The organism is Variovorax brevis, assembly GCF_030317105.1.
Lineage (GTDB): Bacteria > Pseudomonadota > Gammaproteobacteria > Burkholderiales > Burkholderiaceae_C > Variovorax > Variovorax brevis.
This window is the reverse complement of record NZ_JASZYG010000006.1, coordinates 300,080-325,083: the sequence shown is the minus strand read 5'-3', so window position 1 is coordinate 325,083 and position 25,004 is coordinate 300,080. Positions and strand designations below refer to the sequence as shown.

The 25,004-nt window shown below is 65.3% G+C and carries 23 protein-coding genes; 18 read left to right on the top strand and 5 right to left on the bottom strand.

Annotation, left to right across the window (positions count from 1 at the left end):
* Positions 1-31: 31 nt before the first annotated feature.
* On the bottom strand, positions 32-1,225 hold the full coding sequence (locus QTI66_RS21050; RefSeq protein ID WP_286561805.1) for a serine hydrolase domain-containing protein: 1,194 nt from the start codon (positions 1,223-1,225) through the stop codon (positions 32-34).
* Positions 1,226-1,471: 246 nt separating this feature from the next.
* On the opposite strand from QTI66_RS21050, the gene QTI66_RS21045 reads away from it, so the two are divergent.
* From QTI66_RS21045 to QTI66_RS20995, 11 genes are all read left to right on the top strand, one after another.
* Entirely contained in the window at positions 1,472-2,140 is a 669-nt protein-coding gene (locus QTI66_RS21045) for a TetR/AcrR family transcriptional regulator (protein ID WP_286561804.1), read from the top strand.
* Positions 2,141-2,191: 51 nt separating this feature from the next.
* Positions 2,192-3,988, top strand: coding sequence for an acyl-CoA dehydrogenase C-terminal domain-containing protein (locus QTI66_RS21040; RefSeq protein WP_286561803.1), 1,797 nt, complete (start codon positions 2,192-2,194; stop codon positions 3,986-3,988).
* Positions 3,989-4,103: 115 nt separating this feature from the next.
* Positions 4,104-4,538, top strand: coding sequence for a DUF2147 domain-containing protein (locus QTI66_RS21035; protein ID WP_286561802.1), 435 nt, complete (start codon positions 4,104-4,106; stop codon positions 4,536-4,538).
* A gap of 31 nt (positions 4,539-4,569) precedes the next feature.
* Positions 4,570-6,969, top strand: coding sequence for a 3-hydroxyacyl-CoA dehydrogenase/enoyl-CoA hydratase family protein (locus tag QTI66_RS21030; protein ID WP_286561801.1), 2,400 nt, complete (start codon positions 4,570-4,572; stop codon positions 6,967-6,969).
* Between the two features lie 66 nt (positions 6,970-7,035).
* Positions 7,036-7,452 (top strand): endonuclease domain-containing protein, encoded by a 417-nt coding sequence (locus tag QTI66_RS21025; RefSeq protein WP_286561800.1) that lies wholly within the window; start codon positions 7,036-7,038, stop codon positions 7,450-7,452.
* Positions 7,449-8,645, top strand: coding sequence for an acetyl-CoA C-acyltransferase (locus QTI66_RS21020; protein ID WP_286561799.1), 1,197 nt, complete (start codon positions 7,449-7,451; stop codon positions 8,643-8,645). Before QTI66_RS21025 ends, QTI66_RS21020 begins: the two co-directional genes overlap by 4 nt.
* 59 nt (positions 8,646-8,704) lie before the next feature.
* Entirely contained in the window at positions 8,705-9,601 is an 897-nt protein-coding gene (locus tag QTI66_RS21015; RefSeq protein WP_286561798.1) for an alpha/beta hydrolase family protein, read from the top strand.
* A 29-nt stretch (positions 9,602-9,630) separates the two neighbouring features.
* On the top strand, positions 9,631-10,467 hold the full coding sequence (locus tag QTI66_RS21010) for an acyl-CoA thioesterase (protein ID WP_286561990.1): 837 nt from the start codon (positions 9,631-9,633) through the stop codon (positions 10,465-10,467).
* Complete coding sequence (locus QTI66_RS21005) at positions 10,464-11,222, top strand: SDR family oxidoreductase (RefSeq protein WP_444815028.1); 759 nt, start codon at positions 10,464-10,466, stop codon at positions 11,220-11,222. The genes QTI66_RS21010 and QTI66_RS21005 overlap by 4 nt, the downstream gene beginning before the upstream one ends.
* 26 nt (positions 11,223-11,248) lie before the next feature.
* On the top strand, positions 11,249-11,842 hold the full coding sequence (locus QTI66_RS21000) for a 2-hydroxychromene-2-carboxylate isomerase (protein ID WP_286561795.1): 594 nt from the start codon (positions 11,249-11,251) through the stop codon (positions 11,840-11,842).
* A 147-nt stretch (positions 11,843-11,989) separates the two neighbouring features.
* Positions 11,990-12,769, top strand: coding sequence for an enoyl-CoA hydratase (locus tag QTI66_RS20995; protein ID WP_286561794.1), 780 nt, complete (start codon positions 11,990-11,992; stop codon positions 12,767-12,769).
* Between the two features lie 12 nt (positions 12,770-12,781).
* Here QTI66_RS20995 and QTI66_RS20990 read toward each other — a convergent pair whose 3' ends face one another.
* Genes QTI66_RS20990 through QTI66_RS20980 form a run of 3 tightly spaced genes read right to left on the bottom strand, consistent with a single transcriptional unit; the run spans position 12,782 to position 14,323 of the window.
* Complete coding sequence (locus QTI66_RS20990; protein ID WP_286561793.1) at positions 12,782-13,300, bottom strand: hypothetical protein; 519 nt, start codon at positions 13,298-13,300, stop codon at positions 12,782-12,784.
* A gap of 49 nt (positions 13,301-13,349) precedes the next feature.
* A complete protein-coding gene (locus QTI66_RS20985; protein ID WP_286561792.1) occupies positions 13,350-13,889 on the bottom strand; it encodes a GNAT family N-acetyltransferase in 540 nt (179 codons plus the stop codon).
* A gap of 5 nt (positions 13,890-13,894) precedes the next feature.
* Positions 13,895-14,323 (bottom strand): acyl-CoA thioesterase, encoded by a 429-nt coding sequence (locus QTI66_RS20980; RefSeq protein ID WP_286561791.1) that lies wholly within the window; start codon positions 14,321-14,323, stop codon positions 13,895-13,897.
* Between the two features lie 40 nt (positions 14,324-14,363).
* Between QTI66_RS20980 and QTI66_RS20975 the strand changes: the two genes are divergently transcribed.
* The 5 genes from QTI66_RS20975 to QTI66_RS20955 all read left to right on the top strand — a co-directional run bounded on the left by QTI66_RS20975 (position 14,364) and on the right by QTI66_RS20955 (position 20,703).
* Positions 14,364-16,211 carry an ABCB family ABC transporter ATP-binding protein/permease gene (locus tag QTI66_RS20975; protein ID WP_286561789.1) on the top strand — a complete coding sequence of 616 codons (1,848 nt, stop codon included), beginning with the start codon at positions 14,364-14,366 and terminating at the stop codon, positions 16,209-16,211.
* 66 nt (positions 16,212-16,277) lie between these two features.
* Positions 16,278-17,216, top strand: a complete 939-nt coding sequence (locus QTI66_RS20970) for a 2-hydroxyacid dehydrogenase (RefSeq protein ID WP_286561788.1) — start codon at positions 16,278-16,280, stop codon at positions 17,214-17,216.
* 201 nt (positions 17,217-17,417) lie between these two features.
* Positions 17,418-17,879, top strand: coding sequence for a MarR family winged helix-turn-helix transcriptional regulator (locus QTI66_RS20965; protein WP_286561787.1), 462 nt, complete (start codon positions 17,418-17,420; stop codon positions 17,877-17,879).
* Positions 17,880-17,964: 85 nt separating this feature from the next.
* A complete protein-coding gene (locus QTI66_RS20960; protein WP_286561786.1) occupies positions 17,965-19,467 on the top strand; it encodes a M81 family metallopeptidase in 1,503 nt (500 codons plus the stop codon).
* Positions 19,468-19,518: 51 nt separating this feature from the next.
* The gene (locus QTI66_RS20955) at positions 19,519-20,703 is read left to right on the top strand and encodes a M20 aminoacylase family protein (RefSeq protein WP_286561785.1); all 1,185 of its coding nucleotides are present in this window, start codon (positions 19,519-19,521) and stop codon (positions 20,701-20,703) included.
* A gap of 7 nt (positions 20,704-20,710) precedes the next feature.
* On the opposite strand, the gene QTI66_RS20950 is transcribed toward QTI66_RS20955, so the two are convergent.
* Positions 20,711-22,165 carry an amidase gene (locus QTI66_RS20950; protein WP_286561784.1) on the bottom strand — a complete coding sequence of 485 codons (1,455 nt, stop codon included), beginning with the start codon at positions 22,163-22,165 and terminating at the stop codon, positions 20,711-20,713.
* 103 nt (positions 22,166-22,268) lie between these two features.
* Here QTI66_RS20950 and QTI66_RS20945 point away from each other — a divergent pair, with 103 nt between their 5' ends.
* Complete coding sequence (locus tag QTI66_RS20945; RefSeq protein ID WP_286561783.1) at positions 22,269-23,255, top strand: LysR family transcriptional regulator; 987 nt, start codon at positions 22,269-22,271, stop codon at positions 23,253-23,255.
* 159 nt (positions 23,256-23,414) lie between these two features.
* Positions 23,415-24,866 (top strand): aspartate ammonia-lyase, encoded by a 1,452-nt coding sequence (locus QTI66_RS20940; protein ID WP_286561782.1) that lies wholly within the window; start codon positions 23,415-23,417, stop codon positions 24,864-24,866.
* Positions 24,867-25,004 lie beyond the last annotated feature (138 nt).

Here is a 25,004-nt window from a genome sequence, read left to right as displayed (position 1 = left end):
GTAGGGGTCAACGTCCGGCGTCCCGGGCGCTTCAACGAAGCGGTCGCGACGTCGGCGTGGATTCAGACGTTGCGGTCACGCCCGCGGTAGCGGCTGCGCTCGGGTTTTGATCCGGGTCCAGGACCGTCGCCACGATGCGGTCCAACAGCCCGTTGACCATGACGTTGATCTTGCCGTCGCCGTACGCGCCCGCAGTCGTCACGACGGTCATGTCCAGTTCCGGCACCACGAAGATGCGCTGGCCGCCGTTGCCGAAGGCGGCACTCCACGCCAGGTTGCGGCCATTCCATCGCGTCGTGCCCGTCCACCATTGGTAGCCGTAGCCCAGAGGTTCCGGCGCCGTGGGCGGCAAGCGGATGTCCGTGGCGATGTGTGGCGTGATGGAGGCGTGCACCCATTCCGGCGACACCACCTGTCGTCCGCGCCACTGGCCGTGGTCCAGCACCAGCCTGCCCAGCTTGGCCATGTCGCGCGGGCGCATGCGAAGCCCGGTGAAGGCGAGTTCGCGGCCCCGCAGGTCGGTCACCCATTCCCAGTCGCTGATGCCCAGCGGTTCGAAGAGTTGTTCCCGGGCCAGCGTTGTCAGGCTGGCGCCTTGCGCCATGGTGATGATGTCGGCCAGCACGGCCGTTGAGCCCGAGTTGTAGTGAAAGACCTCGCCCGGCTGCGCCACCACAGGGCGGTTGAAGAGAAAGGGCAGGAGGCTCGTCGTCCAGTAAAGGCGGGTTTCATCGTTCGGCAGCGAACCTTCGTCCCACTGCAAACCGCTCGTCATGCTCAGCAGGTTGTCCAGCGTGACGCGGTTGTGCCGCGCCGACAGCAGCTCCGGGTCTTCGGGATAGAAATCCAGCACGGGCGATGACAAGCCGCCCAGTTGCCCCTTGTCCCTGGCGATGCCGACCAGCAGGCCCACGACGCTCTTGCTGACCGAGCGCGCGTCGTGGCGGACGTCCGGACCGAAATGAGCGTCTTTGGCAAAGGGCCGGCCCACGCCGAACAGGACGTTGATCGGCTTGTCGGGCCCGTCGCGATACAGCTCCGCCACCAGCCGGCCGTGACGCTCCACGACGAGTCCATGGAGCTTGTCGGGCCCCGCGGCCGCCGCATCGAGGGTGCTACACAGGGCGGCGGCATTGAAGCCGGAGGCTGAAGCGGATGCCGTTTCCCAGCCGTCGTCCATCTGGGCCGGCGCATGGCAGCGAATCTCCTGGGCGGCGCATGACATCGAAAACACGAGGCATGCCGCGAGGCAGGCCATGCGACGGGCAACGGTCGGCGGGTGGGCAATCCGTGAGCGCATTCGCGCAATGTACGGCGCTTGCGTGAAGGGCCGAAGTCGGGCGTTTTCGGGCGCGCCACCGTACAGGTGAAACCGGCAAAGCCCCGCAAAACTTTCGGGTCTTTGGTCTTCCGATTGACATGAAAGTAACGCAAAATAGCACGACCGTTCGTTTTATTCCAAAGCCCACGCATGCCAGCCACCGCCGTCTCCGCCAAGGCTTCCCGCCAGCCCCAGAAGGGGTTGCAAACCAAGGCCATCATCATCGACGCATCGCTCAACCTGGCCGCCCAGATCGGGCTGGAAGGGCTTTCGATCGGTGCCATCGCGGAAATCACGCAGATGAGCAAATCGGGCGTCTTTGCCCATTTCGGCTCGCGTGAGGAACTGCAGATTTCGGTGGTGCGCGAGTACCACACCCGTTTCGAGCAGGAAGTGTTCTACCCGGCGCTGACGGCGCCGCGCGGCCTGCCGCGCCTGCGCGCCATGTTCGCCAACTGGATGAAGCGCACCTCCGCCGAAATCGACTCAGGCTGCATCTACATCAGCGGCGCCGTCGAGTTCGACGACCGGCCGGGACCGGTGCGCGACGCGCTGGCCGATTCGGTCAACGTCTGGCTGGCCGCCATGCTGCGTGCCGTGGAGCAGGCGAAGGAAGAAGGCCATCTGTGCGCCGACGCCGACGCCCAGCAGATCGCCTTCGAGATCCACGCGCTGATTCTTGCGCTGCACTACGAAGCCCGCTTCCTGCGCATGCCGCAATCGCTGGACCGTGCCAACGCCGGCTTCGCCAACATCATCGCGCGCAGCACCGCACAAGAAGCCACCACTGCCCAACACCAGCTCAAGCCCGTCGCTTGAGCCCCGTTTTCTTCGTTTTTTCCAATCCCATCGATCCAAGGAGCTTTACGCATGCCAGCCTATAACCCGCCCGTTCGCGACATGCAGTTCATGTTGCACGAAGTGCTCAACGTCGCCGAAGAATTCAAGGCGATGCCCAAGCATGCCGAGACCGACGCGGACACCGTCAACGCCGTGATCGAAGAGGCTGGCAAGTTCGCCGCCGAAGTCACCTTCCCGCTGAACATCTCGGGCGACGAAGAAGGCTGCACGCTCGACAAGACGACGCACACCGTCACGGTGCCCAAGGGCTTCAAGGAAGCGTACGCACAGTTCATCGAAGGCGGCTGGCCCGCGCTGTCGTGCGATCCGGCTTACGGCGGCCAGGGCCTGCCGTACGTGGTCAACCAGTGCCTCTACGAAATGCTCAACAGCGCCAACCAGGCCTGGACGATGTACCCGGGCCTCTCGCACGGTGCGTACGAAGCGCTGCACGCCCACGGCACCGACGAGCAGAAGAAGACCTACCTGCCCAAGCTCACCAGCGGCGAATGGACCGGCACCATGTGCCTGACCGAACCGCATTGCGGCACCGACCTGGGCCTGCTGCGCACCAAGGCAGAACCCCAAGCCGACGGCACCTACAAGATCAGCGGCAGCAAGATCTTCATCTCGGCCGGTGAGCACGAGATCACCGAGAACATCGTCCACCTGGTGCTCGCGCGCCTGCCGGACGCGCCCAAGGGCAGCAAGGGCATCAGCCTGTTCGCCGTGCCCAAGTTCAACGTGAACACCGACGGTTCGCTGGGCAGCCGCAACCCGATCTTCTGCGCCGGCCTCGAGCACAAGATGGGCATCCACGGCAACGCCACGGCGCAGATCGTGATCGAAGGCGCCATCGGCACCATGGTGGGCGAGCCCAACAAGGGCCTCGCCGCGATGTTCGTGATGATGAACGCCGCCCGCCTGGGCGTGGGCAACCAGTCGCTGGGCCTGACCGAAGTGGCTTACCAGAACGCACTGGCCTACGCCAAGGACCGCGTGCAGATGCGCTCGCTGTCGGGCGTGAAGGCCAAGGACAAGGACGCTGATCCGATCATCGTGCACCCCGACGTGCGCAAGATGCTGCTCACGGCCAAGGCCTATGCCGAAGGCGGCCGCGCGCTGCAGATCTTCTGCACGCTGCTGCTGGACAAGGAACACAATCACCCCGACGAAAAGGTCCGCAAGGAATCGGGCGAACTCGTCGCGCTGCTGACGCCGATCGTCAAGGCCTTCATCACCGACAACGGCCACATCGCGACCAACGCGTGCATGCAGGTGTTCGGCGGCCACGGCTTCATCAAGGAATGGGGCATGGAGCAGTTCGTGCGCGACAACCGCATCAACATGATCTATGAAGGCACCAACACCATCCAGTCGCTGGACTTGCTGGGCCGCAAGATCCTGGGCAACAACGGCGCGTCGCTCAAGAAGTTCGGCAAGCTCGTGGGCAAGCTGGTGGAAGAAGAAGGCGTGAACGAGAAGATGAGCGAGTTCATCACGCCCGTGGCCGTGCTGGGCGAACAGCTCACCAAGTTCACGACGGAAATCGGCTTCAAGGGTTTCCAGAACCCCGACGAAGTGGGCGCTGCCGCGGTGGACTACCTGCGCGTGGCCGGTCACTTCGTGTTTGGCTACCTGTTTGCGCGCCAGGCGCAAGTGGCGCTGCGCGCAATCGCCGCGGGCAACAACGACCCGTTCTACCTGGGCAAGCTGCAAACCGCGCGCTTCTACTTCGCCAAGCTGTTCCCGGAAACGGCAACGCTGATGCGCACGGCCCGTGCCGGCAGCAAGTCCTTGATGGACACCGACGCAGCACTCGCTTGATCATGTCTGCGCCCCGGCTTGCCACTGCGTGTGCTTCGTCATCTCCCGAAAGGGAAGCGCGGCTCGCCTTGGGGCGGCCCGGCGGCGGCTGCCTTTCCTCTTTCAAGGACTTTCAATGAAGCGTGTTTTCGCAGCAGCAGTTTTTCTGGCCGCCGCCGGTGGCGCCATGGCCCAGATGGTTCCCACGGGCCTGTGGCGCAGCGTGGATGACAAGACGGGCGAGTCCAAGGCCGAGATCCGCATTGCGGACAAGGGCGGCGCACTCGCCGGCAACATCGTCAAGACCCTGCGCAAGGACGCCAAGCCCGACGCCGTGTGCGACGAGTGCACCGACGACCGCAAGGGCAAGCCCATTGCCGGCCTCGAAATCATCCGCGGCGGCAGCAAGGCCGAGGGTAAGGACGTCTGGGAGAACGGAAAGATCCTCGATCCCGAGAACGGCAAGGAATACCGCGCCAGCTTCACGCCCATCGACGGCGGCAAGAAGCTGGAGGTGCGCGGCTACCTCGGCCCTTTCTGGCGCACGCAAACGTGGACCCGCGTTCAGTAAGACGCGGCCCCCAACCAACATACCCAACACCATGTCCCGATTCCAAGTGAAAAAAGTCGCCGTGCTCGGCGCAGGCGTGATGGGCGCGCAGATCGCGGCCCACCTCGTCAACGTCCGCGTGCCGGTCGTGCTGTTCGACCTGGCCGCAAAGGAAGGCCCGAAGAACGGCATCGTCACGCGCGCCATCGACAACCTCAAGAAGCTCAAGCCCGCGCCGCTGGGCAATGCGGCCGATGCATCGCTGATCGAAGTCGCCAACTACGACGACAACCTCGACAAGCTGGCCGAATGCGACCTCGTGATCGAGGCGATCGCCGAGCGCATGGACTGGAAGCTCGACCTCTACAGGAAGATCGCGCCCCACGTGTCGAAGACCGCGATCCTCGCCTCGAACACCTCCGGCCTGTCGATCACCAAATTGAGCGAAGCACTGCCCGAAGCGCTGAAGGCGAACTTCTGCGGCATCCACTTCTTCAACCCGCCGCGCTACATGTTCCTGGTCGAGCTGATCAACACGCCGACCACGCAGCCACAGGTGCTCGACAACCTCGAAGCCTTCGTCACCAGCACGCTGGGCAAGGGCGTCGTGCGCGCCAAGGACACGCCCAACTTCATCGCCAACCGCATCGGCATCGCCGGCATGCTGGCGACGCTGAAGGAAGTCGAGAAGTTCGGCCTGACGCCGGACGTGGTGGATGACCTCACGGGCAAGAAGCTGGGCCGCGCCAGCTCGGGCACCTTCCGCACCGCCGACGTGGTGGGCCTCGACACGCTGGCCCACGTCGTCAAGACGCTGCAGGACAACCTCGACGAAAAGAGCGATCCGTTCTACCCCAACTTCGCAACGCCGCCGGTGCTCGCGAAGCTCATCGAAATGGGCAACCTCGGCCAGAAGACCAAGGCCGGTTTCTACAAGAAAGCCGGCCGCGACGTGCTGCGCTTCGACCTGGCCAAGGGTGAGTACGTGCCCGGTGGTGCCAAGGCCGACGAGGTGTACGGCCGCATGCTCAAGAAGCCGGCTGCGCAACGCCTGAAGCTGCTGCGCGAGAGCGAAGGCCCGCAAGGCCAGTTCCTGTGGGCGATCCTGCGCGACAGCTTCCACTACGCCGCCATCCATCTGGGCGACATCGCCGAGAGTGCACGCGACGTGGACTTCGCGATGCGTTGGGGCTTCGGCATGAAGCAAGGTCCCTTCGAACTCTGGCAACAGGCTGGCTGGACGCAAGTCGCGACCTGGATCCAGGAAGACATCGACGCCGGCAAGGCGCTGTCGAGCGCACCGCTGCCCAAGTGGGTGTTCGAGGGCCCGGTCGCCAAGGCCGGTGGCGTGCACACGCCTGAAGGTTCGTGGAGCGCGTCGGAGAGCCGCTTCGTGCCGCTGCGCCGCCTGCCCGTTCACTCGCGTCAACTCTTCCCCGAGAGCGTCTACGGTTCCAAGGCACTGGAAGCCAACGACGCCGGCACGACCATCAGCGATGAAGGCGACGTGCGCGTGTGGACGCTGGACGGCGAAGTGCTCATCGCCAGCATCCAGTCGAAGATGCACGCCATCAGCCCTGACGTGGCCGAGGCGCTGGGCGCTGCGGTCGAACTGGCCGAGAAGGAATACAAGGGCCTGGTGATCTGGTCGCCCGATGAGATGTTCTCCGTCGGCGCCGATTTGCAGGCGATGCTGCCGGCCTTCGTGGTCGCGGGCATCGGCGCGGTCGAAGGCGCGGAGCACGAGCTGCAAAACGTCATGCTCAAGATCCGCTATGCCGGCGTGCCCGTGGTGTCGGCCGTGCGCGGCATGGCATTGGGCGGCGGCTGCGAACTGGCGATTCACTCGGCGGCGCGTGTCGCGGCAATGGAAAGCTACATCGGTCTCGTGGAAGTGGGCGTGGGCCTCATTCCCGGCGCCGGCGGCCTGACCTACATCGCACGCCGCGCTGCGGAAAACGCCGCTGCATCCACGGGCACGGACATCCTGCCCTTCCTCACGGAAGGCTTCACGGCTGCCGCGATGGCCAAGGTCGGCACCAGCGCGCTCGAATCGCGCAAGCTCGGCTACCTGCTGGACAGCGACGTGATCGTGCCGAACAAGGACGAACTGCTTTACGTCGCGCTGCAACAGGTCAAGGCGATGAGCGAAACCGGCTGGCGCGCGCCGCTGAAGCGCAAGTTCCCGGTGGCCGGCCGCAGCGGCGCCGCGACCATCAAGGGCCAACTGGTCAACATGCGCGACGGTGGCTTCATCAGCGCGCACGACTTCCACATCGCCAGCCTGATCGCCGGCGTGGTGACGGGCGGCGACGTGGATGCCGGCACGCTGGTCACCGAGGAATACCTGATGGCACTCGAACGCAAGGCCTTCTGCTCGCTCATCGTCCATCCCAGGACGCAAGAGCGAATCATGGGAATGCTGAGCACCGGAAAGCCCGTGCGCAACTGACCCCGTCTTCCTCCTTCCCCCTCCGGGGGAAGGCCGGGATGGGGGCAAGCAGCCTCAATAACGCCGATGCGCAACCAATCCACCCCAGTCGCCCAACGCAACGCAAAAACATTGCGTCGCGACATGACCGACTCCGAGCGCAAGCTCTGGACCGGCCTGCGCAGCGAGCAACTGGGCGTGAAGTTCCGCCGTCAGCACCCCTTGGGCAGCTACATCGCGGATTTCGCATGTCTTGCACCAAAGCTGATCGTTGAACTCGACGGTTCTCAGCATCTGGTGCAGCAAGGCTACGACGCGAAGCGCACGGCGTTTTTCAATGCGCAGGGGTTCGAGGTCTTGCGCTTCGCGTCCAACGAGCCGTTTATCAATTTTGAAGGGGTGATGCAGACGATCTTGAATCGACTCGGTGAGTTGAGTGCCGTCTGCCCCCATCCCGGCCTTCCCCCGGAGGGGGAAGGAGTAAATACCAGGAGCTTTCCATGAAACAAGTTCAAGACGCCTACATCGTCGCCGCCACCCGCACGCCGATTGGCCGTTCGCATCGCGGTTTCTTCCGCAACACCCGTCCTGACGACCTGCTGGCGACGACGCTGAAGGCGGCGCTCGCCGCGGTGCCCAACCTCGATCCGAAGGCGATCGAAGACATCATCTGCGGTTGCGCGATTCCTGAAGCGCAGCAGGGCCTGAACGTCGCGCGCATCGGCGCGGTGCTGGCGGGCCTGCCGACCAGCGTGGGTGGCATCACCGTCAACCGTTTTTGCGCATCGGGCCTCTCGGCCGTGCAGATGGCCGCAGACCGCATCCGCGTCGGCGAAGCCGAAGTGATGATCGCGGCCGGCGTCGAAAGCATGAGCATGGTGCCGATGATGGGCAACTCGCCCTCGCTCTCGCCCTCGATCTTCGAGCGCGACGGTGACGTGGGCATCGCCTACGGTATGGGCCTCACGGCCGAGAAGGTGGCGCAGCAGTGGAAGGTGAGCCGCGAGGCGCAAGACGCCTTCGCGCTGCAATCGCACCAGAAGGCCATCGCCGCTCAGCAAGCCGGCGAGTTCGCCGACGAAATCACGCCTATCGAAGTGACCGACCGCACGGCCAACCTCGAAACGGGCGAAGCCATCGCCAAGAGCCGCATCGTCTCGCTCGACGAAGGCGCGCGTCCGGACACCAGCATCGAAGGCCTGGCCAAGCTGCGCACGGTCTTCTCCGCACGGGGCTCGGTCACGGCAGGCAACAGCTCGCAAACCTCCGATGGCGCCGGCGCGCTGATTTTGGCCAGCGGCGATGCCGTCAAGCGCTTCGGCCTCACGCCGCTGGCGCGTTTCGTGAGCTTCGCGAGCAAGGGCGTGCCGCCGCACATCATGGGCATCGGCCCGATCGAGGCGATCCCCGCCGCGCTGCGCTACGCCGGCCTGAAGCAGGACGACATCGACTGGTACGAACTGAACGAAGCCTTCGCCGCGCAGTCGCTCGCGGTGATGAACACGCTGGGCCTCGACCCCTCGAAGGTCAACCCGATGGGCGGCGCCATTGCACTGGGCCACCCGCTCGGCGCGACCGGCGCAATCCGTTCGGCGACCGTGGTGCATGCGCTGCGCCGCAAGAACCTGAAGTACGGCATGGTCACGATGTGCGTGGGCATGGGCCAGGGCGCTGCAGGCATCTTCGAACGCGTCTAAGCGCCTTCAGAAGAAAAAGACACCGCGAACGCGTGTCGGCAAACACGAGGAGACAAGGTATGCAGACACAACAGCTCGCGGTCAGCGGCGGTTCGCAGATCGCGGTGCGCCGCTACGAACCCGCCGACCCTCCGCGCGCCAGCATCGTCATCGGCGGTGCAATGGGCGTGCGGCAATCGTTCTACCAGCCCTTCGCCGAGTGGCTCACCGAGCAAGGCCTGCGCGTCTGGACCTTCGATTACCGCGGCGCGGGCGATTCGCTCGGCGATGCGTCGCTTCGCGACGTCGATGCCGATCTTTTTGACTGGGCGCGCGACTACGAAGCGGTCATCGACGCCGCCAAGGCGACGCTGCCCGATCAGCCGCTGTACCTCCTGGGCCACAGCCTCGGCGCGCAGTTGCCGGGTTTCCTGTGCCGTCCCGAGCAGGTCGATGGCCTCATCAGCATCGCCGCGGGCAGCGGTTACTGGCGCGAGAACGCGCCGAAGTTGCGGCGCAGCGTCCTGTATTTCTGGTTTGTGCTCGTGCCGCTGGCCACGCGCCTGTTCGGCTACTTCCCGGGTCGCAAGCTCAGGAAGGTGGGCGACTTGCCGCGCGGCGTGGTCCTGCAATGGCGGCGCTGGTGCCTGAACCCGCGCTACAGCGTCGGCGCCGAGGGCGAACACGCGGCGCGCAGCTACGGTCGCGTGCGCTTTCCGGTGCTCGCGCTGTCGATGACCGACGACGAACTCATGACGCTGGCCGGCACGCACAGCCTGCTGAGCTTCTACTCCGGTGCGCCGACCGCGCTGGAGCGCATCGCACCCGCCGACGTGAAGGCCAAGCGCATCGGCCACTTCGGCTTCTTCCGCGAGCAGTTCAGCCAGAGCCTGTGGCCTAGCACGCTCGACAAGCTCCAGCGCCTTGCCGCGCTCACTTCCGCACATCCATCCGGCGTCACGCACACGACTGCGTGATGCACTCCAACGAAGGCACACTGCCCATCATGACGAGCATGCAACACCCCTTCGACCAAGCCCTTGCACTGGCGCCCAGCGACATCCGCACGGGCCATTTCACCGGTGCCACGAGTCCGCATTTCTGGAACATGGTGGGCCCCTTCGGCGGTGCCACTACCGCCATCGCGCTGCAGTCGGTGCTGAAGCATCCCGACCTGCTCGGGACTCCGCTTTCGCTGACGGTGAACTTCGCCGCTGCCGTTGAAGCCGGACCGTTCGACGTGCAGACCACCGCCGTGCGCACCAACCGTTCGACACAACACTGGACGGTGCAGATCACCCAGCCGGACGCCAACGGCGTGCCGCAGGTCAACACCACCGCCACCGTCGTCACGGCCGCCCGCCGCGAGACGTGGAGCGAGAGCGATGTGCCGATGCCCGACGTGCCGCGCCCTTCGGACGTGGCACGCATGAGCTTCGGCCCCTCGGGCGTGAAGTGGCTGGACCAATACGACATGCGCCCGATCAGCGGCGTGGTTCCTTCCACCTGGGATGGCAGCGGCACCCACAGCGAAACCCGCCTGTGGATGCGTGACGCGACACCGCGCCCGCTCGACTTTGCGTCGCTCACGGCCATGAGCGACATGTTCTTTCCGCGCGTGTGGTTGCGCCGCGCGAAGCGTGTGCCGGCCGGCACGGTGTCGATCACGACCTATTTCCATACCGACGCGGCGCAGATGGCCGAGGTCGGCACGGGCTACCTGCTGGGCCGTGCGTTTGCACAGCGCCTTCGCAACGGATTTTTCGATCAGAGCGCACACTTGTGGAGCGAGAGGGGTCACCTGCTCGCCACCAGCAACCAGATCGTCTACTTCAAGGAATGACCCGCATGGCAAACACCGAAAAGTCAGCATTCATCGTCGGCGCCGGTGACGCCACGGGTGGCGCCATCGCGCGCCGTTTCGCGAAGGAGGGCTACGCGACCTGCGTCACGCGCCGAAGCCTCGACAAGCTGCAACCGCTGGTCGCGCAGATCGAAGCCGAAGGCGGCGTGGCCCACGCGTTCGCCAGCGACGCCCGCAAGGAAGAAGAAGTCATCGCCCTGGTCGACAAGATCGAATCGACCGTCGGCCCCATCGAGGTGATGGTGTTCAACATCGGCGCGAACGTGCCCGAGAGCATCCTCACCGAGACCGCGCGCAAATATTTCAAGGTGTGGGAGATGGCCTGCCTTTCGGGCTTCCTGAACGCGCGTGAAGTGGCCAAGCGCATGGTGGCGCGCCCGATGCCCGAGAGCGGCCATCGCGGCACCATCATCTTCACCGGCGCCACGGCATCGCTGCGCGGTGGCGCGAACTTCGGTGCCTTCTCCGGCGCCAAGATGGCCTTGCGCGCGCTGGCGCAAAGCATGGCGCGCGAACTGGGCCCGCAAGGCATCCACGTGGCGCACGTCGTCGTCGACGGCGCCATCGACACCGAGTTCATCCGCAGCAACTTCCCGGATCGCTATGCACTCAAGTCGCAGGACGGCATCCTGAACCCCGAGCACATCGCCGACACCTACGCGATGCTGCACCGCCAACCGCGCGACGCGTGGACGCACGAACTCGACCTGCGCCCGTGGTCTGAAAAGTTCTGAAGCCGTCGCACCGACAAGGAGACAACATGACAAAAAAGGTGGACTTCTACTTCGACTTCGGCAGCCCCGCCGCATACCTGGCGTACACGCAACTGCCGCACATCTGCGCCGACACGGGCGCCGAACTGGTGTGGAAGCCGATGCTGCTCGGCGGCGTGTTCCAGGCCACGGGCAACCGTTCGCCGGCCGAGATTCCCGCCAAGGCGCCGTACATGGTGGACGACCTCCAGCGCTTTGCCCGCCGCTACAGCGTTCCCTACCAGCACAACCCGCATTTCCCGATCAACACGCTGCTCATGATGCGCGGTGCCACCGGCGTGCAGATGCGCGAGCCCGAGCGCTTTCGCGCGTACGTCGATGCGATGTACCAGGCGATGTGGGCTGACGGCCGCAACATGAATGACCCGGCCACCGTCGGTGCCGTGCTGCAGGGCGCGGGCTTCGATGCGGGCAAAATCCTCGCCCTGACGGCCGAGCAGGAGGTCAAGGACCGACTGAAAGCCGTGACGCAGGAAGCCGTGGAACGTGGTGTGTTTGGCGCCCCCACCATGTTCGTCGGCAGTGAGATGTTCTGGGGCCAGGACCGCCTGGACTTCGTCCGCGAATCGCTGGGTGCATGAATAAATCTGCTGCGCGGCCCGATCTCGCATCTGTGGTCCTCGTCGTACGGGAGTACGACTGCGGTCCTCGACGCGACCTCGGGCCGCTCGCTACGATTTCTTCACGCACCCAGCCCGACCATTTACCAACCAACTGAATCGAACATCATGAGCGACATCCTTGTCCACACCGAAGCCGGTGTGATGACCCTGACTTTCAACCGCGTCGATCGCAAGAACTCGATCACTGGCGCGATGTACAACACGCTGTCCGACGCGCTCGAGCAGGCCGGCGCCGATGCAGCCGTGCGCACCGTGCTGATCCAGGGCGACCCGACGATCTTCAGCGCGGGCAATGACATCAACGACTTCATGGCACAGGCTGCTGCACCGGCGCAGCAAGCCGAGAGCGAATCGCCCGCGATCCGCTTCCTGCGCACCATCGCCGCCTTCCCGAAGCCGATCGTCGCGGCCGTTTGCGGCCCGGCCGTCGGCATCGGCACCACCTTGTTGTTCCATTGCGACCTGGTCTACGCTGGCGACAACGCGGCCTTCTCGATGCCCTTCGTCAACCTGGGCCTGGTGCCCGAGGCGGCTTCGAGCATCCTGGCGCCGCAGATGTTCGGCTACCACCGCGCCGCCGAAGCCTTGCTGCTCGGCGAGCCCTTCATGGCCGAAGCCGCGCTCGAAGTGGGCCTGGTGAACCGCGTCGTGCCGCCGACCGAAGCCAATGGCATTGCGCAAGCGCAAGCCCGCAAGCTCGCCGGCAAGCCGCTGTCGGCACTGGTCGAGACCAAGCGCCTGCTCAAGATGGGTCAGCAGTCGGCGGTGCAGGAGCGCATCGGCGTGGAAAGCGTGAGCTTCGCCAGCGCGATGCGCTCGCCGGCCGCGAAGGAAGCCTTCTCGGCCTTCATGGAAAAGCGCAAGCCGGACTTCTCGAAGGTCTGAAAGTGGCGCCCGTCAGGGCGCGTCACGAAGCGCTGGGTCTGGCGATGCCGGGCTCAGCACGCCGGCGGACACAAGCTCGGTGTCCGGCTTCCATAGTGATATCTCCATGACGCCGGCGTTTCGCAGTCGCAAGATGAGCTTCACGCCGCCCGTTTGCAGGCGCACGTGCAGTTCGTCGCCGACGAATTCCCCCACGGCGCGCTCCCTGATGACCTTGGCCGCACTGGCGCTGGCATAGGCAATCGCCGCGCCGTGCGGCGTGACGTGCTCCACCGCAATCTTGACGTCGCATTGCCGGGCAAAACGCGCCCATCCGTTCCAGATGCCGCTCCATCGGGCCTTGTCGCGCGGAACCTCGGCAGCCGGTGGCGTCACCCAGATGTCCGTCGGCAGCACGGCGGCGATGGGGCTCCCAGAAAGGCCGACGTTGAGCGTCGGCATGTAGTCCGGCCACGGTGTCTGCGGCAACGCAACGCTGGCCGTCCCTGCGGCGTTGGCCGCGGCGACCTCCTTCAAATGCTTGTTCAGCATGAATCCTCCCCGATTGTTTGCCCGCAACTCTAATGGATGCGTTGCGGCCTCAACGGGGAGCTTTTTCAGCGTTGTTCGAAGGAATGATCGCCTGTACGTAACGAAGCTCGTGCAGGGTCACGCCGCCAAGTTCGAAAGCTTGTCTGGAACTGGCTTCGGGTGTGAATCCTGCTGCCTCGTAGAAACGCATGGCTTGCGCGTTGCCCTCGATGACCCACAAGCTGGCCTTTGTCGCACCCGAGGCGCGTATGCGCTCCCTGGCGTCGAGCCAGAGTGCCCGGCCCATGCCAAGGCCCCAGGCGTCCGGACGCAGGTAGATGGCCCACAGTTCCATGCACGAAGGCGCGGCGTCCCGGTCGCGCGTGGCGCCGAATGCCGTAAAACCAAGCACCTCGCCGCCGTCGCACGCCACCAGAAGCTGCGGTGCGCCTTGCTGGATCGCCTTGCGCCACAGGCTCTCGCGATCCTCGACAGAAAGCCCCGCGAGAAATTCCGCAGGCAGCAGATTGCGGTACGCCGACTGCCACGACGCAACGTGCACGCGCGCAATGGCCGCGCAATCCTCCGGAGACGCCTGACGAACCAGCAAGAGGTTCAGGCCGCGTCGGCTTCGATCGGCCGCGGCCGGCCGTTCTCGTCGATGGCGACGTAGGTCAGCGTCGCCTCCGTCACCTTGATGTATTCGCCCTGCTTGCGGAAACGCTCGGCAAACACCTCGACCTTGACGGTGATCGACGTGCGGCCCACGCGCACCAGCGACGAATAGAACGACAGGATGTCGCCCAGCCGCACCGGCTGCTTGAAGATGAATTCATTGACCGCGACGGTCGCCTGACGCCCCTTGGCGTAGCGCGCCGGGATCACCGAACCGGCCAGGTCGACCTGCGCCATCACCCATCCGCCGAAGATGTCGCCGTTGGCATTGCAGTCGGCCGGCATGGGGATGACCTTGAGCACCAGCTCCATATCGGCCGGCAGGCTCTTGAGGGTCGCAGCAACGTTGGCGCTGGAAATAGTGGACATGGGCACAATCTGTGGAAACAAACACCCACGATTGTCCCTCATGCGTCGCAGCGGCGAAGCCCTTTCCTCACCCCCTCACGGCACCACGGGTGCCCACCCGCCCGCGCGCAGCGACCGCTCCGACGTGGCCACGCTCCGGCGTCTTTTTCCCTACCTCTGGCGTTACAAATGGCGGGTGATCTTCGCGCTGGCCTTCATGGTCGGCGCCAAGGTCGCCAACGTCGGCGTGCCGGTTCTGCTCAAGAACCTGGTGGACGCCATGACGCTCAAGCCGGGCGACGCGCGTGCGCTGCTGGTCGTCCCGATCGCGCTGCTGCTGGGCTACGGCTTGTTGCGCTTTTCGACCTCGCTGTTCACCGAGCTGCGCGAGCTCATCTTTGCGAAGGCCACGGAGGGCGCGTCCCGCAGCATTTCGCTGGAGGTGTTTCGTCACCTGCACGCCCTGAGCCTGCGCTTCCACCTGGAGCGCCAGACGGGCGGCATGACGCGCGACATCGAACGGGGCACGGCGGCGGTGCACTCGCTCATTTCGTATTCGCTCTACAGCATCGTGCCGACCTTGATCGAGCTGGTGCTGGTGCTCACGATTCTTTCGGTCAAGTTCGATCCGTGGTTTGCGGTGATCACGGGTTCGGCACTGGTCATCTACATCGTCTTCACGGTGACGGTGACCGAATGGCGAACGCAGTTTCGCCGGATGATGAACGAGCTGGGCTCCAAGGCGCAGAGCCGCGCCATCGACTCGCTGCTGAACTACGAGACCGTCAAGTACTTCAACAACGAGGAGTTCGAGGCCCGGCGCTACGACGAAAACCTGGAGCGCTACCGCCGCGCCGCCGTCAAGAGCCAGACCACGCTGTCGCTGCTCAACACCGGCCAGCAGATGCTGATCGCCGTGAGCCTGGTCGCGATGCTGTACCGCGCCACGCAGGGCGTGGTCGACGGCCGCATGACGCTGGGTGACCTGGTCATGGTCAACGCCTTCATGATCCAGCTCTACATCCCGCTCAACTTCCTGGGCGTGATCTACCGCGAGATCAAGCAGAACCTGACGGACCTGGACAAGATGTTCGTGCTGCTCGAGCGCGACCGCGAAGTGGCCGACGCGCCAGGCGCCACGCCCCTTCGCTGGCGCGAATCGGGCGACGCCACCGTGCGTTTCGAGGACGTGAGCTTTGCGTACGAGGCGGCGCGGCCCATCCTGCACCACGTGAGCTTCGAGATTCCGGCGGGCAAGACGGTGGCGGTGGTGGGCCCTTCGGGTTCCGGCAAGTCGACGCTGGCACGGCTCATGTACCGCTTCTACGACATGCAGCACGGCCGCATCACCATCGGCGGCGAAGACATCCGCCGCGTGACGCAATCCAGCCTGCGCGAGGCCATCGGCATCGTGCCGCAGGACACGGTGCTCTTCAACGACACGGTGGAATACAACATCGCCTACGGCCGCCCCGGCGCGACGCATGAGGAGGTGGTCGCCGCCGCCAAGGCCGCGCGCATTCACGACTTCATCATGGCCACGCCCAAGGGCTATGAAACGACGGTGGGCGAGCGGGGGCTGAAGCTGTCGGGCGGCGAGAAGCAGCGTGTGGCGATTGCCCGGACGATGCTCAAGGACCCACCGGTGTTGATCTTCGACGAAGCCACCTCGGCCCTCGATTCCGCCAACGAGCGCGCCATCCAGGCCGAGCTGAAAAGCGCGTCGCAGAACAAGACCACGCTGGTGATTGCGCACCGCCTGTCGACGGTGGTCGACGCGCACGAAATCCTGGTGCTCGAAGCCGGCGTGATCGTCGAGCGCGGCACGCATGCCGAACTGCTGGCCCGCCAGGGGCGCTACGCCCAGATGTGGGCACTGCAAAAGATCGAAGCGCCGCAGATTCTTTGAAACCCCGCGCCCGCCGCCTGCGCCGTGCAGGCGGCGGGCCCCACACCGATCCAGGAGCCGTTTTCGATGTCCGACAAGATTCCCCTGCTCATCCTCAACAGCCTTTCACCCGCGCATCAGGCGCAGATCGGCGCGGTCTACGACATCACCTACGCCCCGACGCCCGATGCGCGGGCCGCGGCCATCGCCCAGAAAGGGGAGAGCTTTCGGGCGGTGCTGACCATCGGCGTGATCGGCATCACCGCTCAGGAACTGGCCGCCATGCCGGCCGTTGAACTGGTGTGCTGCATGGGCGCGGGATTCGAAGGCTTGCCGATGGATGCCTTGCGGGCGCGCGGCGTCGTCACCGCCAACGGGCAGGGCACCAACGACGATTGCGTGGCCGACCACGCCTTTGGATTGATCATCGGCATCATGCGCGGCATCCGCACGCTCGACATCCAGTGTCGCGCCGGCGTGTGGCGCGAGGAGATTCCGCATCCGCCCAACGTGTCCGGCAAGAAGATCGGCATTTTCGGCCTGGGCACCATCGGCCAGAAGATCGCCAAGCGCGCAGGCGGCTTCGACATGCCGGTGGGCTATCACAACCGCAAGCCGCGCGAAGGCGTGGCGCACCGCTATTTCGACAGCCTGGCCGACCTGGCGAAGTGGTGCGACGTGCTGGTGTGCGCCACACCGGGTGGCCCGGCCACGCGTCACGTCGTCAATGCGGGGGTACTCGACGCGTTGGGGCCTGAAGGCTTCCTGATCAACATCTCGCGTGGAAGCGTGGTCGACACAGAAGCCCTTGCCGCGGCGCTGCGCGAAGGGCGCATTGCCGGCGCCGGGCTGGACGTCTACGAAAGCGAACCCCAGCGCCCCGAATCGCTGGTGGGCATGAACAACGTGTTGCTCACACCGCACATGGCGGGCTGGTCTCCGGAAGCGACGCAGGCCAGTGTCGATCGCTTCCTGGCCAATGCCGAAGGGCATTTCTCAGGCCATGGTGTTGTTTCACCAATATAAAGAATTGTTCCGTACTTCGTGAGTACGGTGGGTGTTGACGCCCACCGCACCCAAGTCTTCCAATGGCGTGTCGCGCCAGGAGAAGTCGCGCATGCGCTATCCGTGCAAGCGAGCATCGTAGACACGACCCATGCTGATATCGTAACCTTGACATGGTTGCAATGGGCAACTGTTTCCAATAGATAACTACAGGAGATCTGCATGCCGCGTGCTGCCATCGACTTCCTCAACTTCCGGCTGGATGTACTCAGCGAACAGGCCAAGCACATGGCGACGGGCATTTATGAACAGACGTGTGGCGTCACCTTGCGAGAGTTGCGTGTGCTGCGCCTGGCCTATCACGAGCCGGGAATCACGCAAGGCGAAGTGTCTGCGCAGTCTTTCCTCGAAAAGACGCTGGTTTCAAAGCTCGTCACGGCCCTGGCGCGCCGCAAGTTGCTGGTGCGCCAGATTGGCGCGGAAGACGCACGCTGGGTGCATCTTTTCCTGACCGACGACGGGCGGGAAGTGGTCAAGCAATCCAACCGCCTGGGCCGCAAGATGGAGAAGTCGATGCTCTCCGTGCTGACCCCGGCGCAGATCGATCAGTTCGAATACTGCCTGGCCAAAATGACGGCCCAGGTCGAGCTCGACGCCGAGAACGCGCAGGCGCGCTTCACTTGAGGGGCAGTGCCATCGCGATCCGGTCATCACAACGTCAGGAAAGTCGGGCTTGCAGCTCGGCGGCCGTTCAGCGGGAGGGCCGGTCGTGAGGGTTTTTGTTGCCGGCTTTCACCACGAGACCAACACCTTCGCGCCGACCAAGGCGGGGTGGGCGGCCTTCAATGAAGGTTCGGGCTACCCGCCCTACCGGCGCGGACAGGCGGTGCTCGATGCGTATCGCGGCAGCATCCTGCCGCTTGGCGGCTTCATCGCCGCGGCCGACGCCCAAGGATGGACCTTGGTGCCCTCGGCGTGGGCGGGCGCCAATCCCTCGGCCCACGTCACGCGCGACGCCTTCGAGCGCATCGCCGCGGCGGTGGAAGAAGACCTGCGCAGCGCCATTGCGCAGGGCGGCGTCGACGCGGTGTATCTCGACATGCACGGCGCAGCGGTCACCGAGCATCTGGAGGACCCCGAGGGCGAACTGTTGGTGCGCGTGCGCTCGCTCGTGGGACCGCAGGTGCCCATCGTCGGGAGCCTGGACCTGCATGCCAACGTCACGCAGCGCATGCTCGAGCAGGCCGACGCGCTGACGGCTTACCGCACCTACCCGCACGTCGACATGGTCGACACCGGGCGCCTGGCCGCCACCTTGCTGCAGCGGCGCCTTGCGCGCGGCGGCCGTGAGCGCCTGGCCGTGCGGCGCCTGGGCTTTCTGCTGCCCCTCAATGCCCAATGCACCATGGCGGCGCCGGCCGATGCCGTGTACGAAGAGCTGAAGGCACTCGATGCGCGCCACGGCTGCGTGCTGAGTTTTGCGATGGGCTTTCCGGCGGCCGACATCGCCGAATGCGGCCCGGTCATCTGGGGCTACGGCGATGGGGCGCAGGCCGCCGTGCAGGCGCTCTTCGACCGTGTCGACCAGCCACGCAGCCAATGGCGACTGGACCTGAAGACCCCCGAGTCGGCTGTGGCCGAAGCGCTGGTACTGGCGCAGGGCGATGGCGGGCCCGTGGTCATCGCGGACACGCAGGACAACCCCGGTGCCGGTGCCGACGGCAACACCACCGGCATGCTGCGCGCGCTGCTCGCGTTGAAGGCCGGCGAGTGCTTTCCGGGCCGCGTTGCCATTGGCTTGATCGCCGACCCCGAGGCCGCGGCGGCTTCGCATGCGGCCGGCCTGGGTGCGCAATTGCAACTCCAAGTGGGCAAGGCCGTCGCGACTTGGGGCGGGCAGCAAAGCGATCCTCCCGTCGTCGTGCGCGCGACCGTGCGCCAACTGAGCAACGGCGAGGTGGCTCTGAAAGGGCCGATGGGCGCGGGCATGACGGTCTCCCTCGGTCAGAGCGCCTGCGTGGAAGTGGAGGGGGTGCTCATCGCCATCTGCAGCCAGAAAACGCAGGTGCTCGACCGCGAGCACTTCCGCTACCTGGGGATTGCGCCCGAAGACATGAAGATCCTGGTCAACAAGAGTTCGGTGCACTTTCGCGCCGACTTCGCGCCGATCGCCAAGGCGATTCTGGTCGCCAAGGCGAAGGGCCCGATGGCGGCCGATCCGGCCGACCTGCCGTGGACCCGGTTGCCGGCGACCATGGCCCTGGGCCCCTGAGCCCTCGAGACTTTCGCGATCCCACCATAAAACAAGAGTCAGGAGGAGTTCATGCCCAAGAGCGCCGCGCAGTACCTGCGGTACATGCACCAGCACGCCCCGGAGTTTTTAACGGTGAGACACACCATCCACCAAAACCCGGAACTCGGCTTTGAAGAGCACGAGACCAGCGCGCTGGTCTCGCAACGGCTGACGGCTTGGGGCTACGAGGTGGAGCGGGGGATTGGCGGCACGGGTGTCGTGGGCCGGCTCCAGCGCGGCAGGGGCAAGAAGCGCATCGGCATCCGTGCAGACATGGATGCCTTGCCCATCGAGGAGAAGACGGGGCTGGCCTACAGCAGCCGGCGCCCCGGCATCATGCACGCCTGCGGCCATGACGGGCACGTGGCCATGCTTCTGGGCGCCGCCAAGTACCTTGCGGAAGAAGGCGAGTTCTCGGGCACCCTCAACCTGATCTTCCAGCCCGCCGAAGAGGGCATGGGCGGCGCGCTGCGCATGATCGATGACGGGCTCTTCGAAAAATATCCCTGCGACAGCGTCTACGCCATGCACAACATGCCCGGTCGCCGGCAGGGCGACTTCGTGTTTCGCGAGGGTGCGGCGATGGCGTCTTCGGACTACGCGACGGTGACCCTCACCGGCATCGGCGGCCATGGCGCCATGCCGCACCTGTGTCGCGACCCGATCGTGGCGGCGGCCAGCATCATCATGGCGCTGCAGACCATCGTTTCACGCAACGCCGATCCGCAGCAGGCGGCGATCGTCTCGGTGGGCGCGATCCATGCCGGCAAGGCCAACAACGTGATTCCGCAAACGCTGACCATGGAAATCAGCATGCGCGCCCTGACGCGCGAGATGCGAATCCATCTGGAGCAGCGGCTCAAGTCGATCGTGATCGGTCAGGCGGAATGCTTTGGCGTTCGGGCGGAGATCGATTTCCGGCGCGGCTACGCCGTGCTGGTCAACACGCCGGAGGAAACCGAGTTTGCACGCAGCATCGGGCGCGCGCTGGTGGGCGATGCGCACGTCGAGCCGCAAGGCATGGCATCGACCGGCAGCGAGGACTTTGCCTTCATGCTCGAGCGCTGCCCCGGCGCCTACCTGATGATCGGCAACGGCCGCGGCGACGAACACGGCGCATGCATGGTGCACAACCAGGCCTACGACTTCAACGACAGCAACCTGCCGTTGGGCGCGGCCTACTGGTCGATGCTGGCGGAGACCTACTTGACTTGACGGCTGGTCATGACCGAACCTGCTCCAGTGCCGGCGGCCGCAGTGCGCTCCATGGGCAGGCTTGGTCGTACGCATGGCCCACGCGCAGCACGGCAAGGTCGGCGTTCACCGGCCCGGCCAATTGCAGGCCCATGGGCAGTCCCGTCGCGCCAAAACCGGCGCGCACATTGAGCGTCGGCAAGCCGGCCAGCGTGAAGGGCGAGACGATCTCCATCCAGCGGTGATAGGTGTCACTTGGCACGCCGGCCACCTGCGCCGGCCAGTGCAGTTCGGCATCGAAGGGAAACACCTGCGCCGTGGGCGCGACGACGAAATCGAAGCGCTCGAACAGGCGCGCGAAGGCGCGAAAAACGTTGGAGCGGAAGATCGACGCCTCGTACAGCTTGCCTGCGTCCAGATGCCCGCCCTGCTCGATTTCCCAGAGCGCCTCGGGCTTGATGCGCCCGCGCAGCGCGGGATCCGCATTCAGGGCGCCGAGCTTGCCGCTCACGAGCAGTTGCCGCAGGCGCAGCCACGCCGTCCAGTTCTGCTCGCGCGGCACGTCGAGCACGCAGGCTTCGACCTCGCAACCGATGGTGCGAAAGGTCTCCAGCGCCGATTCGCACAGTTCCCGCACGCCGGGCTCCAGCGGCAAGTCGGGCCAGATGCTGCCCAGCCAGCCGATGCGAAGGCCTTTCGCGTCGCCGTCCAGTTGCAAGTCGTCAGGCGAGGGCAGGGCGTCCGTCATCGAGAGTGGCACGCGCGGGTCAAAGCCGGCCTGCACGCACAGCAGCCGCCCGGCGTCCTCGACGGTGCGCGCCATCGGGCCTTCGGTGCCCAGTTGCTGGAAGAACAGATCGTCTTCCGGCGCGCCCGGCACCCGGCCGCGCGAGGGGCGCATGCCGATGACGTTGTTGAACGCGGCCGGGTTGCGCAGCGACCCCATCATGTCGCTGCCGTCCGCCACCGGCAGCATGACGAGCGCCAGCGCGACGGCCGCACCGCCACTGCTGCCGCCCGCGCTCTTGCCCGGGTCCCAAGCGTTGCGCGTGATGCCGAACACGTTGTTGTAGGTGTGGGAGCCCAGCCCGAATTCAGGCGTGGTGGTCTTGCCGATCACGATGGCGCCGGCGGCGCGGGCGCGGGCGACGTGCAGGCTGTCGGTGCGTGCGGGGGTCTTGGGCGCCAGGGGCGAACCCATGGAAGTAGGCAGGCCCGCGGCGTGGCTCAGGTCTTTCACGGCCAGCGGAAAGCCGTGCATCCAGCCCATGCGTTCGCCGCGGGCCAACTGCGCGTCGCGCTCGCGTGCGTCAGAAAGGCAGGCATCCGCATCGCGCATGGAAACGATGGCGTTGAAGCGCGGGTTGAGCGCATCGATGCGCGCCAGCGTGGCCTGCATCAGTTCAAGACACGACACCTGGCGCGCGGCGATGCGGCGGGCAAGCTCGGTGGCGTGGAGTTCGAGGAGATCGGCGTTCGACATCGCAGTACGACTTGGGTCTTGAGGGGCGGCCAGTATGTCGCAGCCTGCCTTTGCGGCAATGCAGCAAGATTGAACCCCGGATCGCGTGGACATAATCCGGCGCATGGAAACCAAGTGGCTCGAAGATTTCGTCAGCCTTGCGGAGACGCGCAGTTTCAGCCGTTCGGCCGCGCTTCGCCATGTGACGCAGCCCGCATTTTCCCGTCGCATCCAGGCGCTGGAAGCCTGGGCTGGCACCGACCTCGTCGACCGCAGTTCGTACCCCACGCGGCTCACGCCCGCGGGCCAGACCCTTTACGGGCAGGCCATCGAAATGCTGCAAGGCCTGCAAAGCGCGCGCGCCATGCTGCGCGGCCACACGACGGCCGGGCAGGACGTGATCGAGTTTGCGGTGCCCCACACGTTGGCCTTCACCTTTTTTCCCTTGTGGGCCACGAGCCTGCGCGAGCACTTCGGCCCGATGAAAAGCCGGCTGATCGCGCTCAACGTGCACGACGCCGTGACGCGACTGGTCGAAGGAGGTTGCGACCTGCTCATTGCATATCACCATCCTTCCTTGCCGCTGGAGCTGGACTCAACACGCTATGAAATGGTCACGCTCGGGCAGGAAGTGGTGGCGCCGTGGGTGCGCGCCGAGCCGGACGGCTCCGCGCGCTACCAGCTTCCGGGCCGCCCCGGCCAACCGCTGCCGTATCTGGGCTATGCGCCCGGCGCCTACCTGAGCCGCATCGTCGATCAGATCCTCAAGGACTCGCCGGTGCCCATGCACCTGGACCGCGTGTACGAAACCGACATGGCAGAAGGCCTGAAAGCGATGGCGCTGGAAGGCCACGGCATCGCCTTTCTGCCGCAAAGCGCGGTGCGCAAGGAAGGCCGTGCCCGCAAGCTGGTGAGCGCCTTGCCGCCGGGATCGGCGCATGCACTGGAAGCCACGATGGAAATCCGCGCCTACCGGGAGCGGCCCGCCGAGGCCAGCGGCGGCAAGGGTGCCCGGTCTGCGGGCAGGGCGACTGCGGACGCAGGCGCTGCGTCGAAAAACTCGGTCGATGCGCTGTGGTCCTATCTGGTCTCGACGCAACCCACGGCCTGATTTTTGTGCGCTGCACAAACTATGAGTCATGTGCATAACGACGCTTACAAACAGCATTGGATTGCCGGGCACTTGAGGCATACAGTTGCGGCAGTTTCGCTGTCACGCAATCTCTTCATGCACGCCACGTGGCGTGCATTTTTTTAGCTGGAGAGCGCCATGGAATCCCACTTCAGGATCGAGCACGACTTTCTCGGGGAACGCAAGATCCCGGCGGTCGCGTATTGGGGTGTTCACACCGCCCGTGCCGTCGAGAACTTTCCGATTTCCGGCACGCGCATCTCCGCCATGCCCGATCTTGTTCGCGCGCTGGCTTTCGTCAAGAAGGCGGCGACACGGGCGAACGCCGATCTCGGTGCCATCAGCCGCGAACGCGCGGACGCGATCATGGCGGCGTGCGACGACCTGATCGAAGGCAAGCTGCTCGACGAATTCGTCGTCGACGTCATCCAGGGTGGGGCGGGCACGTCGACCAACATGAACGCCAACGAGGTCATCTGCAACCTCGCGCTCGAGAAGATGGGGCATCCCAAGGCGAGCTACGACATCCTGCACCCCAACGACCACGTCAATGCATCGCAGAGCACGAATGACGTCTATCCGACGGCCGTGCGGCTGGCGCTGTGGTTCGCCATCGGCCGGCTGCTCGAGTCGATGGCCAATCTGCGTGGCAGCTTCGAGGTGAAGGCGCTGGAGTTTCGCGACATCCTGAAGATCGGACGCACCCAGTTGCAGGACGCCGTGCCCATGACACTCGGCCAGGAGTTCCTGACCTACGCCGTGATGATCGAGGAAGACGAAGCGCGGCTGCGTGAGGCGCGCTCGCTCATCGAGGAAATCAACCTGGGCGCAACGGCCATCGGCACCGGCATCAACGCGCCGCACGGCTACGCCAACCTCGCGTGCCAATACCTGGCTGAGCAAACCGGCGTGCCGCTCAAGCAGGCCGCCAATTTGATCGAGGCGACGCAGGACACGGGGGCTTTCGTGCAACTGTCGGGCGTGCTCAAGCGCGTGGCGACCAAGCTCAGCAAGACCTGCAACGACCTGCGCCTGCTGTCCAGCGGGCCGCAGGCGGGCTTTGGCGAAATCCGCTTGCCGGCGCGGCAGGCCGGCTCGTCGATCATGCCGGGCAAGGTCAACCCGGTGATTCCGGAAGTGATGAACCAGGTGGCCTTCGAAGTCATCGGCAACGACGTCACCGTGACGATGGCATCCGAGGCGGGGCAACTGCAACTCAATGCCTTCGAGCCGATCATGGGGTGGAGCGTGTTCAAGAGCATCCAGCACCTGAGCCGCGCCTGCGTCACGCTGCAGAAGAACTGCATCGAAGGCATCGAGGCCAATCGCGAATTCCTGGCGAAGCGGGTGCGCGAGTCGGTCACGCTGGTCACTGCGCTCAATCCGCTCATCGGCTACGAGAAGGCCGCGCTCATCGCCAAGACCGCGCTGGCCACCGGCGGTCCGATCGACGAGGTGGCCGAGGCGCTGGGCATCATGACCCGCGCCGAAATGGAAGCTTTGCTCGTTCCCGAGAAACTGACGCAACCCGTGCGATTGTCCGCACCTGTGCACCCTGCGGCCGTGCCCTCAGGCACAAAGGCTGCTTAAGAGTTGATACAAGGCGGTGCGGGCAAAGTGCCCTGTTCGGGCGCGCCCTCTTGAAGAGGGTTTGCCGAATGAGGCTAAATGCACCGTATTGGCCCTAAGACGCCCCAATAAAGCGGGTGATTAGAATTTGGGATTGGT